The organism is Limnohabitans planktonicus II-D5 (genome assembly GCF_001270065.2).
Taxonomy (GTDB): Bacteria; Pseudomonadota; Gammaproteobacteria; order Burkholderiales; family Burkholderiaceae_C; genus Limnohabitans_A; species Limnohabitans_A planktonicus.
Map to the genome: position 1 here is coordinate 61,678 of NZ_LFYT02000011.1, position 14,488 is coordinate 76,165.

Genomic DNA, 14,488 nt, shown 5'->3' on the forward strand with positions numbered 1-14,488 from the left:
GGGCCTCAGACTTTCTTGCGCAATTGCTCGCCGAACAAGCCATTGGGCTTGAGCACCAGCATGAGCAATACCACGATGTAGGGCGCAATGTCCTTGAAGCCTTCGGGCAGATAAAAGCCCGAAAGCGACTCAACGATACCGATCACCAGACCGCCGACGATGGCACCTGGCAAGCTGCCAAAGCCGCCCACCACCGCAGCGGGGAAAGCCTTCAGGCCAATAAAACCCATGTTGGCGTGCACAAAAGTGATGGGGGCCAAGAGCAAGCCCGCCACCGCCGCCACGGCTGCAGCCAAACCCCACACCAGACCGTTGATTTGCTTGACCGGGATGCCCATGTAATAGGCGGCCAGTTGATTTTGCGAAGCCGCCTGCATGGCGATGCCCAGCTTGCTGTACTTGAACATGGCAAACAGGCCCAGGCACAAAATGCCTGTGGCACCGATCACCACCATTTGCTCGGCCGCGATCACCAGACCGCCCAAGCGCAAAACTTCGCCCGCATAAGGCACGGGCATGGTGTGGGTGTCGGTGCCCACATCGGGGATCATGGTGATCAAGCCGCGCAGCACATAGCCCACACCAATGGTGAGCATGACGATGGAAAAAGCCGGTTGGCCGAGGATGGGGCGAATGACCAGGCGTTCCAGAAAAGCGCCAAACACCCCCATGGCCACGACGGCCGCAGGCACCGCAATCCAGAACGGAAAGCCCAGCAGCGTCATGGCGGCCAGACCTGAAAAAGCCCCCACCATCATCAAGTCGCCCTGGGCAAAGCTCACCGTTTCGGTGGCCTTGTATATCAGCACGAAACCCAGGGCGATGAGTCCGTAAATACAGCCCTGGGCCACACCGCTGATCAGCAGTTGCAGCAATTGCACGCCTGTCTCCTCTTTGTTCTGTATTGCCAAGCTCTGTGCTCTTGAACGGGTGTTGTTTCAGCCCCGGCAAAAGCATTTGCGAACGATCGTGCGATTATGTATGACGAACACGAGACATGACCTAGGGGTTGTCCCCCATCCAAGTCACTGCGCAAGGCTTCAATACCCCCGGGATGCATTCCATTCGCAGGGTTCGAGTCAGGGCTTTTATGGCGGCAACTCCAAGCATGCGATCGTCAGCGACCGTCTGGCCGAACTCGCGCTGACCATCTTGCAAAAAGACCGACAGCTTGAACTTCTTGCGCAATGCAGACAGCCTGAACCCCATGGGTGCGGTTCAGACCGTGCGCGAAGGGCTGGCGAGGAAAAGCTGACAGCCAAGCATGGCCATGGCCTCGGGCGACGATGTGCTACACCTCTTGCAAGAAGCGCAAACTCACTTTGACTTCTTGATGCATGACGTCGAAGTGAGGGTTGCGCGCGAGCGCTTGGTGTTTGGTAACGCTTGCCTTGGTGCGCAAGCCATCGTGAATGTGCAGGAACAGGTGGCCGGCATCGCGATCCCCGGGCGCGTGGCCGATGCAACTTTGCTCCTCGGTGTTTGCTGCATGTCCTGGGCAGTCAGTTCAGCGACGTCAGCACCAAGCCACCCGCAGCCGAAGTCTATTGATGCGGCACGCTGAAGTTTGAATTTTTTGCACCGTCGCCCGCAAGGACGGCAGCCACAGCTGCGTCAAGTGCCCACACCTAAATCCGCAAAGTCGGAGCTATTGATTCGGCCCTGTGAAGTTTTCTATCCTCAAAGATGTTGCAGGTCGGCGGTCCAAGACCCCGACATGCGCCTGCGCCGAAACCCATCATGTCGGACTCTGCGAGTGCCGACCTACGAGATGTCATTTCTCACACATTTCAAACTTCAGCGTGCCTGATCAATAGAAAACGCAGTTGACCGCTTTGAACCCGCTGGAAACCCTTGTGCATCCTGAACGCTGTGAGCACGAAGCCGCTCACCTTGTGGGTGACACCGATACCCGATGGCACAGCCCCGGGGGCACTGGCGTCGTTTTCCAGCTTGAATGGAACGAGGCGGTCTACAAAATCCTCAAACGTGAAGTCACCACCACCAAAGTGCCAACCCTCTTTTCACCTTGATTGCCAGGCCATATTGATGTCTGAATGCTGCCGATTATTCTGGCCAAGCTGCGCAAAGCCAAGGTCCAGCGCTGCTTGGCATGGAGATCGCCGTCAGACTTGAAGAACTCAAGCAGGTACAAAAAAGCCCCCGAAGGGGCTGGTGGCCAGGGGCGCAATAGCTTTAAACGCGCTCAAGGATCAGCGCAATGCCCTGACCCACGCCGATGCACATGGTGCACAGCGCATAGCGGCCACCTGTGTGGTGCAGACGGTTGATCGCCGTGGTGGCCAAACGCGCACCCGAAGCACCCAGCGGGTGACCCAACGCAATCGCACCGCCCCAGGCATTCACACGGGCGTCGTCGTCTTTCAGGCCCAACATGCGCAGCACGGCCAGGCCTTGCGCGGCAAAGGCTTCATTCAGCTCAATCACATCGATCTGGTCCAGCGTGAGGCCGGTTTGTGCCAACACCTTGAGCGTGGCAGGCGCAGGGCCAATGCCCATGATGCGCGGGGCCACACCAGCGGTGGCCATGCCGACCACACGGGCCTTGGGCGTCAAACCGTTTTTGGCGGCGGTGGCCTCATCGGCCAGCAACAAGGCACAAGCGCCATCGTTCACGCCCGAGGCATTGCCAGCGGTCACGGTGCCGTCGGGGCGCACCACACCTTTGAGCTTGGCCAGCGCTTCGAGGCTGGTTTCGCGGGGGTGTTCATCCGTATCCACAAGAACAGCGTCGCCCTTTTTCTGGGGGATGCTCACGCCCACGATCTCACGCGCCAGGTGCCCGGCCTTGATGGCGGCCACCGCACGCAGCTGGCTGTTGTAGGCCATCAGGTCTTGCGCTTCGCGCTCAATCTTGAAATCGGTGGCCACGTTCTCGGCGGTCTCGGGCATCGAGTCCACACCGTATTGGGCCTTCATGAGCTTGTTGATAAAGCGCCAACCAATGGTCGTGTCATACACCGCGTTGGCACGGCCGAAGGCGGTTTCAGCCTTGGGCATGACGAACGGCGCACGGCTCATGCTCTCAACGCCACCGGCAATCATCAAACCCGATTCACCGGCCTTGATGGCACGGGCTGCAGTGCCCACGGCATCCAGGCCCGAGCCGCACAGGCGATTGAGGGTGGCACCAGGCACGTCGATGGGCAGGCCAGCCAGCAAGCTGCTCATGTGGGCCACGTTGCGGTTGTCTTCTCCGGCCTGGTTGGCGCAGCCGTACAGTACGTCGGTCACAGCGGCCCAGTCGACATTGAGGTTGCGGGCCATCAGGGCGCGCAGGGGCACAGCGCCCAGATCATCGGTGCGTACACTGGAGAGTGCACCGCCGTAGCGGCCGAAAGGGGTACGGACGGCGTCGCAAATGTAGGCTTGGTTCATTTTCGTCTCTTGAAGGTGGGAGGATTGTCTGCGTTTAACATGCAGTGTTTAGCGGACCTTTTGATTTTATGCCATTAACCGACCGATCGGTCGGTTTTGCTGTTTTTTGAACCATGTTGATCCAACCCTCTCAAGCCGATGTCAGGCGATTTTTTTGTGGCGTTTACGCCAAATCCAGAACCGCTGCGCCTCTGGAGCCCATGGAAATGCTGGTCAGCCAGTGGATTGACGAGCACCCCGAATACCACGCCGAATTGGCCGATGTCGACGCCGCACTGGCCAGCATGCACCTGGCCGACCCCGACCGGGAAAACCCCTTTTTGCACCTGTCGATGCACCTTTCCATCAGCGAGCAATGCAGCATCGACCAGCCCAGGGGCATCCGCCAGGCAGTGGAGTTGCTGACCCACAAACTCAACTCGCTGCACGATGCCCACCATCAGGCCATGGCGTGCTTGGGCCGCATGGTGTTTGAAAGTCAGCGTTCGGGCCGCATGCCCGATGGCGAAGCCTATATTGACTGCGTGCAAAAACACGCCACCAAAGATTGAGATCTACAGATCGCCCAAAAACAAAAAAGCCCGCTGATCTGCGGGCTTTTTTGATGACAACCGGATATCGACTGATCAGCGGAACTTGGACTGTGGCACGACTTTCATGTCGCCTTCCAAAGAGCCGATGTAAGCAGCCATGGCTTTGAGTTCTGCGTTGGAGAACTGCTTGGCAATGCCGCCCATGACGCCGTTGCTGCGGCCCCAGGTGGACAGGTTTTCCACTTTGTAGGACTTGAGCGCGACAAACAGGTAGTCTTTGTGCTGGCCTGCAATCTTGGGGTAGCTGGGGTCCACGGGTTTGGAGAAGTTGTCGCCGTGGCAAGATATGCAAGCGCCTTTTTGCAGCAAAGCGGCTACTTTGGCGTCGGGCGCTTTGGGCGCTGCAACCACTGCTTCGGTCTTGCCGTGCAGTTCGTAATAAGCGGCCAGGTCAGCGATGTCCTGATCACTCAGGCTGTCGGAAATGCCGCGCATGGTGGGGTGCTTGCGATCGCCTTTTTTATAGGCATTGAGCGCCGTAGAAATGTACTTGGCGTTCTGGCCAGAAATCATGGGCACGCGGTACACCTCGGGAAAGCTGGCTTGGTAGCCTTTGATGCCGTGGCAACCGATGCACATGGCAATCTTTTGCTCAGCGGCTTTGGCGTCGCCCTTTATTTCCTGGGCTTGAACGGAAATAGCGGTCACTGAGGCGACAGCCAAGGCAAACATCGAGGTCAACAGCTTGTTCATTTTGCTTACACAATCCAATTGATTGATAAAAATCAATTGGGGATTATATCGGGCTCGCCCTCATAATCCTGACAAGCTTTTTTTGCTTTTCACGAGACCTCCACATGAAATTCCAAGGTACCGAAAAATACGTCGCCACGCAGGATCTGATGCTGGCCGTCAACGCCGCCATCACCCTCAAACGCCCCCTGCTCGTTAAAGGCGAGCCCGGCACCGGCAAGACCATGTTGGCCGAGGAAGTGTCCGAAGCGCTGGGCCTGCCGCTGCTGCAGTGGCACATCAAATCGACGACCAAGGCCCAGCAAGGCCTGTACGAATACGACGCTGTGAGCCGTCTGCGCGACAGCCAGCTGGGCGATGAAAAGGTCAAGGACATCGAGAACTACATCATCAAGGGCGTGCTCTGGCAAGCTTTCACTTCGGAAACCCCAGTCGCCATCTTGATCGACGAGATCGACAAGGCCGACATCGAATTCCCGAACGACCTGCTGCGCGAAATCGACCGCATGGAGTTCTATTGCTACGAGACGCGCCAGCTGATCAAGGCCAAGACCCGCCCGCTGGTGTTCATCACCTCCAACAACGAAAAAGAACTGCCTGACGCCTTCTTGCGCCGCTGCTTCTTCCACTACATCAAGTTCCCAGAAGCCGAGACCATGAAGCAGATCGTGGACGTGCACTTCCCCACGCTCAAGAAAGACCTGCTGGCCCTGGCGCTCAAGACCTTTTATGACGTGCGCGGCCTGCCGGGCCTGAAGAAAAAGCCCTCCACCAGCGAACTGCTCGATTGGCTCAAGCTGCTGGTGGCCGAGGACATCCCGCTCGAAGCGCTGCAAAGCGCCGACCAGAAAGTTTCGGTGCCACCATTGGTAGGCGCACTGCTCAAGAACGAGCAAGACGTGACCTTGTTTGAAAAGCTGGTGTTCATGAACCAGCGCAACCGCTGAAGCCATCTCCATGACGAGCTCCAATCTTTTCAGGGAAGGCATTTCAGATGCCGTGGGTTTTATCGGGGGTGCGCTGGCCGGTTACTGGGCTGGCAAGTGGCTGGGTCTGAACATTTTCAGCGCCGGTTATGACAACGCCAGCATTGGCGGCATTTTGCTCGTGGGCCTGGGCGGTGGTGCGGGTTTGCACTTGGCGCGCTTTTGGCGCAGCAAACAAAAAGCCAAACACCACGACAGCGACCCATCATGAGTCCTTGGATCGCGCCCATCCCGCTTTCGGGGCAGCATGTGCAACTCGTACCCTTGTCACAGCTGCACCACGATGACCTGGTCCAGGCCGTGCGCGATGGCGAACTGTGGAACCACTGGTACACCGCCATCCCCACACCCGAAGGCATGGTGGCTGAAATCACCCGCCGCCTGGACTTGCAAGCCAAGGGCAGCATGTGCCCGTTTGCAGTGATCAACCCTGCCACCGGCCAGGCCGTGGGCATGACCACTTACATGAACATCGACGCGGCCAACCGGCGCGTCGAAATCGGCTCGACCTGGTACCGCCAGAGCGTGCAACGCAGCCCGCTGAACACCGAAGCAAAGCGCTTGCTGCTGACCCACGCTTTTGAGCACTTGAAGTGCATCGCGGTGGAGTTCCGCACGCATTTTTTCAACCAGCAAAGCCGCCGCGCCATCGAACGCCTGGGTGCCAAGCTCGATGGCGTGCTGCGCAGCCACCAGATCAACCCCCACCCTCTGGCTGTTGGCGCACTGCGAGACACTTGCGTTTACAGCATCATTGCCAGCGAATGGCCCAATGTGAAAACGCATCTGGATTACCAACTTCGCCGCAAGCACGAGACAACTCAAAGCTGATTGCAGGAGACGCCCATGTCCACACTCATTGAGCAAATTCAACAACTCAGTAAGGTTGAAAAAATCCAGCTGGTACTACAAGTCTGGGATGACATTGCGCAAGACCCACAGAGTGCCCCAGCCGTGCCCTTGTTGGTTCAACAAGAAGTCCTGCGTCGCTCGGCAGTGATCCATGCCAACCCAAAAACCTCTTCCACCCTGCAAGACATTGCGCAGCGCCTGGGTGTCAAGCTGTGAGCTATATGGTCCGCTTTGCACCAGATGCCGAGCTGGACTTGGTGGAGGCTTACGTTTGGTATGAAGAACAATCTATAGGATTGGGGGCAGAATTCTTGGGGCAAATCAGCATCCAGGAAGCCCAACTGAGCCGCAATCCCCTGTTGCATGCAGTGACCTACGCGCACATTCGCAGGGTCTTGTTAGGTCGATTCCCCTATGCCTTGCATTTTGAAATTCTCGATGAGACGGTCTTGGTATTGGCATGCATCCATCAACACCGCTTACCGCGCAGCTGGCCCAAGGTGCAATGACCATGAAAAACAACAACCCCATCTTGCTTGAATTACTGCAATACAAGTCTTGGGCTGACCAGGAACTGATGCAATGCCTGTGCGACAACCAAGATCGCTTGGCCCCGCAATTGTTGAAAAAATCTGTGCGACTGATGAACCACATTCATGTGGTGGACTGTATTTTTTCAGCGCACTTATCCGGACAAAAGCACGCCTTCACCAGCACCAACACCGATGCAACGCCAGAGCCCGAAACTCTGACTTGGGCGATGCAAGAAACCAATCAGGCCTTGGTGGAGCACCTTCGCTCATGGCATGAAAACGAGGCGAACTCACGCATGCATTTTGAATTCACAGATGGCGACCCGGGCAGTATGAGCCCCACAGAAATGCTTTTGCATGTGGGTGTTCACAGCACTTATCACCGCGGACAAGTCAGCCAAATGCTCAAGGATGCAGGCATTGCACCTCCACGGGAACTTCTGACGCGCAAGCTCCATGCGCAAGAACCAGATCGCAGAAAGGTTGACGCATGCTGATCGATTTCTTCTACACCCTGCGCGCAGCCAAAGTGCCAGTGTCTGTGCGTGAATTCCTGACACTGCTCGAAGCGATGCAAGCCAATGTGGTGGGCCCTGGGTCTGATGCCTGCAGCATCGACGACTTCTACCACCTGTCGCGCACTGTGATGGTCAAGGACGAAAAACACTTCGACAAGTTCGACAAGGCTTTCGGTGCCTATTTCAAGGGCGTGGAAATGGTGACCGACTTCACCAAAGAAGTGCCCCTCGACTGGCTGGAAAAAATCCTGCAAAAAGAACTCACGCCCGAGCAAAAAGCCGCCATCGAGAAAATGGGCTGGGACGAGTTGATGGACACGCTCAAAAAGCGCCTCGAAGAGCAAAAAGAACGCCACGAGGGCGGCAACAAGTGGATCGGCACCGGCGGCACTTCGCCCTTTGGCAACGGCGGATATAACCCGCAGGGCATTCGGATCGGCGGCAAGGGCGGCAACAAGAGCGCCGTCAAGGTGTGGGAGCAACGCGCCTACAAGGACTATGACGACCAACAGGAGCTGGGCACGCGCAACATCAAGGTGGCCCTGCGCCGCCTGCGCCGCTTTGCACGCGAAGGCTCGCACGACGAGCTGGACCTGGACGGCACCATCCGCAAAACCGCAGCCAACGCGGGTTACCTCGACATCCTGATGCGACCGGAGCGCCACAACAACGTCAAGGTGTTGCTGCTCATGGACGTGGGCGGCACCATGGACGAGCACATTGCCCGCGTGGAAGAAATGTTCTCAGCCGTCAAGGCCGAGTTCAAGCACCTGGATTTTTATTACTTCCACAACTGCGTCTATGACTTCATGTGGAAGAACAACAAGCGCCGCTACGCCGAAAAATTTCCCACCTGGGACATCTTGCGCAAGTACAACAAGGACTACAAGCTGATCTTCATCGGAGACGCCACCATGAGCCCGTATGAAATTTTGCAAAAAGGCGGCAGCGTCGAATACAACAACGAAGAAGCCGGCGCTGAGTGGCTACAGCGCCTGACGCACACCTTCCCCAAATTTGCCTGGATCAACCCTGAGCCGCAAGGTGTGTGGCAATACCGCCAAAGCATCTCCATCATCCAGCAGCTCATGAGCAACCGCATGTTCCCTCTGACCTTGAAAGGGCTGGAGGACGCCATGCGTCTACTCAGCAAGTGAGCGACAGCGCTTTGCACCCTGGGCTGCGTGTGTGCAAGTTTCTTGCATGGCCAGGCAGTCCGATGCCCCAAACGCTCTGCCCGCCCACCCGCCAAAGCGGGCAATGGCTGCGTGCCCTGTGCATGGCCGCATGCCTGCTGGCCCCCGCCTTGCAGGCACAAACCCACTCAGACAGCCCACCCGGGCCTGCCACCCAGGCCTTTGAACTCGTGGTGCAGACGGAATCGGCCCCATTGGCGGCCTGGCTGAGTCAGCACCTGGATTTGCAACGTTACCGTCAATTGAGTGATCTGGACGATGCCGAAATGGCCCGCCTGCTGCGCGACGCCGATGTGCAGGCGCGCGACTTGATGGCCACACAAGGATTTTTCAACCCGACCCTGGACTGGCGTCAAACGGCCACACCTGGCCAGGCACATTTTCGCCAAGTGCAGCTGAGCGTCCTGCCGGGTCCGCAAGCACGCATTGGACAAGTCGACATCCGTTGGCAAGGCGACATCGACAAGCGACCGGAAGCCGAGGCACAGCGGCGCGATGTGATTCAGGCCTGGGCTTTAGCGCCAGGCGAGACCTTCACCCAAGAGGAATGGGCCGACGCCAAGACGGGCGCGCTCAGGCAGTTGCTGTCCGAGCGCTATCCGCAGGGGCGCATCGCTTACAGCCAGGCGCTGGTAGACCCGAAAACCAACCTGGTGCAATTACAGATCACCCTGGACTCGGGGCCCGCCGTGCAACTGGGGCCACTGGTCATCACGGGTGCCGAACGCTACGGCAGCGAGCAGGTCGAACGCCTGGCGCGTCTGAAGCCTGGCAGCCTGTACCGCCAAAGTGATCTGCTCGAAGCACAGCAACGCCTGGTGCTCAGTGGTTTTTACGATTCGGTGTTTGTGAGTCTGGACCCTGACAGCCTGGACGATGTGCGCCCCGTCAAGATTGAACTGAAGGAAGCCTTGCGCCAAAAATGGGTGTTGGGTCTGGGTGTGCGCAGTGAAAGCGGTCTGCGCCTGACGGCGGAACACACGCAACTCAAACTCCCCGGTCTGGAGTGGCGCGCTGCGAGCAAACTGGCCCTGGACCGCAAGTTGCAGCGTGTCGGCGTCGATCTGCTCGCCCCCCCGGACCCGAGCCTGTGGCGCTGGAACATCTCTGGCCAATACGAAAACGAAAAGTTGACCAGCTACAGCGTGAGCAGCCACCGTTGGCGGGCCGGGCGCATTCAGCTGAGTGAACGCATCGACCGCGCCTATTACGCCCAATACGACGGTGCCACCACCACCGGTGACCAGGCAGGTCAACGTGAGTCGGTCAGCGTCAACTATGCCTGGACCTGGCGGCGCTTTGACAGCATGCCCTTTCCCACCCAAGGCACTGGCTGGGGACTGGAGCTGGGTTACGGCGTGACTTTGGGCTCGCCCCGTGAACCGTTTGGACGCTGGCTGGCACGGGGCATGTGGCTGTTGCCTTTGGGGTCGCAATCGGGCCGTTTGGTCCTGCGCGGTGAAACAGGCAGCGTGGTCAGCAAAAACGCCAACGCCCTGCCCGCCACGCAATTGTTCATTGCAGGCGGCGACAACAGCGTGCGCGGTTATGCGCCGGGCAGCCTGGGCATCACCCAAGCCAACGGCACAGTCAGGCCGGGACAATACCTGTCAGTGGGCAGCCTGGAGTGGCAGCGCCCCATCCGCTGGAACCAGCAACGCACCGACTGGGAAAGCGCCGTGTTCGTCGATGCTGGAGCGGTGGCCGATCAGCCCACCGAGCTTCACCCCCGGCTGGGCTATGGCGTAGGTGCCCGCTGGCGCAGCCCCGTCGGTCCTCTGCGCATCGACCTGGCTTATGGTCAAGCCACCCAAAAATTACGCCTGCACCTGAGCGTGGGGTTCACCTTCTGATGCACACACCAGAACACCGCCCCCAGGAAGCTGCACAGGACGACGCCCACCCTGTGCGCACAGGCCCACGCCGCCGCTGGCCCCTGGTGCTGTCTCTGGCGCTGAGCCTGTCGCTGTCCCTCACCCTGATCGCTGCCTGGCTCTGGTCAGGCAGCGAAGGCTCCTTGGCGAGCACCTTGAATCTGGTCAGCCGGCTGCTGCCCAAAGGGCAAACCGTGGTCAGCGCACAGGTGCAGGGCAGCCTGCAACAGGGTGGCCGGTTGGGCCTGCTGCACTGGCATGACAAGGGGCTGGACGTGCAGCTGCACAACACCGAGCTGACACTGGACTGGTCCAGGCTGTGGCATGGTCAATTGCCCTTGACCGGTTTGCACGCTGCGCAGCTGCGCATTGAGGACAACAGCCCGCCCGGCCCCAAAGCTGTGCTGACCACCCTGACCTGGCCGATCAAAGTCCATCTACCCTGGCAAATTGACCAGCTGCACTGGGCAGGCCCACCGGCGCTGAGCGTGCAGGCCCTGTCAGGCCGCTACGATTTTGACGGGCAACACCACCTGCTCAAACTCCAGCCCTTTACCCTGGCCCAGGGTCAATACAGTCTGGATGCCCGGTTGCAAGCGGCTGCGCCCATGGCCTTGGATCTTCAGCTACAGGGCCAGGTACAAACCCCTGCAGCGGCGCGCACCCGTGCCCTGACCTTGCAAGCCAGCGCCAGCGTGCAGGGCCACCTGTCCGGCACCGAAGCCCAACTGCAGTTGAAAGCACACCTGTCGCCAGCCACGCAAACCGCCTCCGGCATGCAGATTGATCTGCAGGCCCGACTGCACCCCTGGCAAGCTCACACCGTACAAGACGCCCAGGGCCAGTGGCAGCAAGTGGATCTGGCCCTGCTCTGGCCCGGTGCCCCGAAAACCCGCTTGAGCGGGCAGCTCAATCTGACACCCGACGCCACAGGATGGCCCTGGAACACCCAATGGACCAACGCCATCCCCGGCCCTTGGGATCAGCAACGCTTGCCACTGAACCAACTCAATGCCCAGGGGCGCTACGAACAAGGGCTGTGGCAAATCCTGCAACTGGACGCGCGCCTGGGCGGAGGTCAGGTTCAGGGCCAGGGCCAACAAAGCGACTCAGGCTGGACCGGGCAAATACAGGTCAAAGGACTGATCCCATCGCTGCTGCACACCGCACTGGCTCCGGACCCGGTGCAAGGCCAATTACAGGCCCAGGAAACTGGCAAAGACGGCCAGCACAGCGGCGTGCGCTTTGGAGCGGACCTGAGCAGCGTGCCCACCTCATCACAGGGGCCGCGTTCGGTCTCACGAACGCTGCGCTGGGAACACCTGCACCTGCAGGGCCTCTGGCAAGCCACCCAGTGGGACATTCAGGCCCTGGACCTGCGCGCCGCAGACGCTCGGGTGCAAGGCCAATTCAAGCTCCAGCCACCACAAGGCCGCACCTCCTGGACCGCGCAAGGCCAGTTGCAGCTGGATGTGCCGGGCCTCAAAGCCCAGGCCCAAGGCCAGTTGGCTGCGCAAACCGGCGCGGGCAGTGTCCAGCTGGATGTGCAAAATGCAGCCCTCAGCCAGGCTTGGCTCAGTCGCTGGCCGGGTGCCGCACAGAGGCTTCAAGGACTGCAAGCGACTGGGCCTGCGCAATTGCAAGCCCAATGGCAAGGCGGCTATGCACAAGGCGACACCACGGTACAAGCCAACCTCCAGCTGCCGCGACTGGCGCGGCAGAGTCTCGCCGCAGAAACGGGGCACATCGATCAAGCGCGCATTCAGGCCCAAGGCACCTTGCAAAAGCTGGACATACAAGCACAAAGCCGTCTGCAACTGGGGCGCTTGTCGGCGCAATGGCAAACACGGCTGAGCGCCACCGCCAAGCCGCCAGCGGCCGGATCGTCCCGCCTGGGTGCCTGGCAAGGCCAAATCCTGAGCGCCACCCTCGACGCCCAAAACGGTGACACGACACCCACCTGGCATGCGCAGCTCAAGGAGGCCGTTTCATGGCAATGGTCCACCGATGCCCCCTCACCCAGCGGCCGCTGGGGCGCAGGGGCCTTGGTCGTCAAAGGTCCCTCGCCCGGCCAGGCCCAACTGAGCTGGAGACCAGGCCAATGGTCCGCCCCGCTGTCCGGCCAAGGGGCCAAGGCAGAAATGAGCGCACGCCTGAAAGACCTGCCCCTGACCTGGCTGTCCGGCCTCATCAGTCCCGACATCCACAGCGACGTGCTGCTGCAAGGCGAGCTGAACTGGACGCAGCATGACCGCCTGCGTGTCCAGGCCGTGCTCGAACGCAGCACAGGCGATTTACGCATCGCCTCAGACGGTGCCCCAGGCCAAAAACTCAACGCCGGATTGCGCACCGCCCGCGTGCAGCTGCAGGTGGATGGCGAAGACGTGCGCACCCAATGGCAATGGGACAGCGAACAAATGGGCCAGGCCCAGGCCCAGGCCCAAACCCGCCTGAGTGCCAACGCCCAAGGCTGGAGCTGGCCCGAACAAGCCCCCTTGAGCGGGCAACTGCAGGCCAACTTGCCGCGCGTGGGGGCCTGGTCCTTGCTCGCACCGCCGGGCTGGCGCGTGCAGGGCACGCTGGACGCCAACGTCACACTCTCGGGCACGCGCGCACAACCGCAGTGGCAGGGCCTGCTGCAAGCCGACAAGCTGGCGGTGCGCTCGGCCGTGCAAGGCATCGAATTCAGCCAGGGGCAACTGCGCGCCCAACTGCAAGGCCAACAAGTGGAGCTGACGCAATTGAGTCTGCGCGGTGCAGGTGCCCAAGGCGGTGAGTTGCAAGCCAAAGGCCTGGTGAAATGGTTGTCGGCATCCAGCCGCACAGACCAGCCTCCTGCACACCCCTGGGACGATGTCGAGATGGCTTTACAAATGAAAATCCAGGGTCTGCGCGTGAGCAACCGGGCTGATCGACGTCTGGCCATTTCAGGCGATATCAAAGCCCAAATGCAACAAGGCAGACTGCAACTGCGCGGACAAGTGCAAGCCGATCAGGCCTTGTTCATCCTGCCCGAAGACAACACCCCCAGGCTGGGCTCGGACGTGCTGGTGATGGGTGCGGACAAACCCCTGCCCACAGGCCATGCAAACGCCACCGGCCCGTCCTGGCTGGGCACGCCCGATGTACAAGTCAGCCTGGACCTGGGCCCGGACTTTCAGGTCAGGGGCCTGGGGCTGAACACCCGCCTGGCGGGTCAGCTGACCCTGGTGAGCAACGCCGCCAGTCAGGGCCAGCCCCGCTTGACAGGCCAGGTGCGCACCGAAGGCGGTCGTTACAAAGCTTATGGCCAGCAGCTGGACATTGACAACGGCTTGCTGCGCTTCAGTGGCCCTTACGACAACCCCAGTCTGGACATCCTGGCCATCCGGCCCAATTTGCCGCAGCGCGTAGGTGTGCAGATCACCGGCACCGCCTTGCTGCCGCGCATTCGGCTGTATTCAGACCCGGACATGCCCGATGCAGACAAACTGGCCTGGCTGGTGATGGGCCGCTCGGCCGCCGGAGGCGGAGCAGAATCAGCGGTGCTGCAACAAGCGGCACTGGCCTTGCTGGGTGGCAATGGCAAGACACTCAACAGCGAATTGGCCGGTGCCCTGGGGCTCGATGAAATCTCGCTGGCCAAAGGCAGCCGCAGTGACGCCACCGCCACAGGCGCTGCCGTCACCCTGGGCAAACGCCTGTCCAAAGATTTTTACATCGTCTATGAAACCAGCTTGAAGGGAACCTTTGGCAGCTTTTATGTCTTCTACGACCTCTCGCGCCGCCTGACACTGCGCGCACAAACAGGTCAGGACAATGCACTCGATCTGATCTACACCATCCGCAAGGACTGAGGCCCGGC

General features: G+C 60.0%; 15 protein-coding genes. 12 read left to right on the forward strand and 3 right to left on the reverse strand.

Features of this window, described 5'->3' with window-relative positions:
- Window positions 1-5: 5 nt before the first annotated feature.
- A complete protein-coding gene (locus tag H663_RS30760) occupies window positions 6-881 on the reverse strand; it encodes a branched-chain amino acid ABC transporter permease (RefSeq protein ID WP_053172194.1) in 876 nt (291 codons plus the stop codon).
- Between the two features lie 383 nt (window positions 882-1,264).
- On the opposite strand from H663_RS30760, the gene H663_RS30770 reads away from it, so the two are divergent.
- Together H663_RS30770 and H663_RS30775 are read left to right on the forward strand one after the other, a co-directional pair.
- On the forward strand, window positions 1,265-1,564 hold the full coding sequence (locus H663_RS30770) for an acyclic terpene utilization AtuA family protein (RefSeq protein ID WP_053172081.1): 300 nt from the start codon (window positions 1,265-1,267) through the stop codon (window positions 1,562-1,564).
- 262 nt (window positions 1,565-1,826) lie between these two features.
- A complete protein-coding gene (locus H663_RS30775) occupies window positions 1,827-2,033 on the forward strand; it encodes a hypothetical protein (protein WP_053172079.1) in 207 nt (68 codons plus the stop codon).
- A 163-nt stretch (window positions 2,034-2,196) separates the two neighbouring features.
- Here the strand turns inward: H663_RS30775 and pcaF are convergent, their stop codons facing one another.
- Window positions 2,197-3,399 carry a 3-oxoadipyl-CoA thiolase gene (gene pcaF / locus H663_RS30780; RefSeq protein ID WP_053172076.1) on the reverse strand — a complete coding sequence of 401 codons (1,203 nt, stop codon included), beginning with the start codon at window positions 3,397-3,399 and terminating at the stop codon, window positions 2,197-2,199.
- 116 nt (window positions 3,400-3,515) lie between these two features.
- On the opposite strand from pcaF, the gene H663_RS30785 reads away from it, so the two are divergent.
- A complete protein-coding gene (locus H663_RS30785) occupies window positions 3,516-3,950 on the forward strand; it encodes a DUF1841 family protein (RefSeq protein WP_205872716.1) in 435 nt (144 codons plus the stop codon).
- Window positions 3,951-4,025: 75 nt separating this feature from the next.
- Here the strand turns inward: H663_RS30785 and H663_RS30790 are convergent, their stop codons facing one another.
- Window positions 4,026-4,685: a c-type cytochrome gene (locus H663_RS30790; protein ID WP_053172073.1), complete on the reverse strand. Its 660-nt coding sequence runs from the start codon at window positions 4,683-4,685 to the stop codon at window positions 4,026-4,028.
- 104 nt (window positions 4,686-4,789) lie between these two features.
- Between H663_RS30790 and H663_RS30795 the strand changes: the two genes are divergently transcribed.
- The 9 genes from H663_RS30795 (at window position 4,790) to H663_RS30835 (ending at window position 14,480) form a co-directional block, all read left to right on the forward strand.
- Window positions 4,790-5,632 carry an AAA family ATPase gene (locus tag H663_RS30795; protein ID WP_053172071.1) on the forward strand — a complete coding sequence of 281 codons (843 nt, stop codon included), beginning with the start codon at window positions 4,790-4,792 and terminating at the stop codon, window positions 5,630-5,632.
- 10 nt (window positions 5,633-5,642) lie between these two features.
- Window positions 5,643-5,882, forward strand: coding sequence for a hypothetical protein (locus H663_RS30800; protein ID WP_053172069.1), 240 nt, complete (start codon window positions 5,643-5,645; stop codon window positions 5,880-5,882).
- The gene (locus H663_RS30805) at window positions 5,879-6,502 is read left to right on the forward strand and encodes a GNAT family N-acetyltransferase (protein ID WP_053172067.1); all 624 of its coding nucleotides are present in this window, start codon (window positions 5,879-5,881) and stop codon (window positions 6,500-6,502) included. The genes H663_RS30800 and H663_RS30805 overlap by 4 nt, the downstream gene beginning before the upstream one ends.
- 15 nt (window positions 6,503-6,517) lie before the next feature.
- Window positions 6,518-6,739: an addiction module protein gene (locus tag H663_RS30810; RefSeq protein ID WP_053172065.1), complete on the forward strand. Its 222-nt coding sequence runs from the start codon at window positions 6,518-6,520 to the stop codon at window positions 6,737-6,739.
- Entirely contained in the window at window positions 6,736-7,032 is a 297-nt protein-coding gene (locus H663_RS30815) for a type II toxin-antitoxin system RelE/ParE family toxin (protein WP_133240006.1), read from the forward strand. The genes H663_RS30810 and H663_RS30815 overlap by 4 nt, the downstream gene beginning before the upstream one ends.
- A gap of 2 nt (window positions 7,033-7,034) precedes the next feature.
- Window positions 7,035-7,553, forward strand: a complete 519-nt coding sequence (locus H663_RS30820) for a DinB family protein (protein ID WP_053172192.1) — start codon at window positions 7,035-7,037, stop codon at window positions 7,551-7,553.
- Complete coding sequence (locus H663_RS30825) at window positions 7,547-8,731, forward strand: vWA domain-containing protein (RefSeq protein ID WP_053172062.1); 1,185 nt, start codon at window positions 7,547-7,549, stop codon at window positions 8,729-8,731. Before H663_RS30820 ends, H663_RS30825 begins: the two co-directional genes overlap by 7 nt.
- Before the next feature lie 62 nt (window positions 8,732-8,793).
- Complete coding sequence (locus H663_RS30830) at window positions 8,794-10,623, forward strand: autotransporter assembly complex protein TamA (protein ID WP_133240007.1); 1,830 nt, start codon at window positions 8,794-8,796, stop codon at window positions 10,621-10,623.
- Window positions 10,623-14,480, forward strand: coding sequence for a translocation/assembly module TamB domain-containing protein (locus H663_RS30835; RefSeq protein ID WP_053172058.1), 3,858 nt, complete (start codon window positions 10,623-10,625; stop codon window positions 14,478-14,480). The genes H663_RS30830 and H663_RS30835 overlap by 1 nt, the downstream gene beginning before the upstream one ends.
- Window positions 14,481-14,488: the final 8 nt, after the last annotated feature.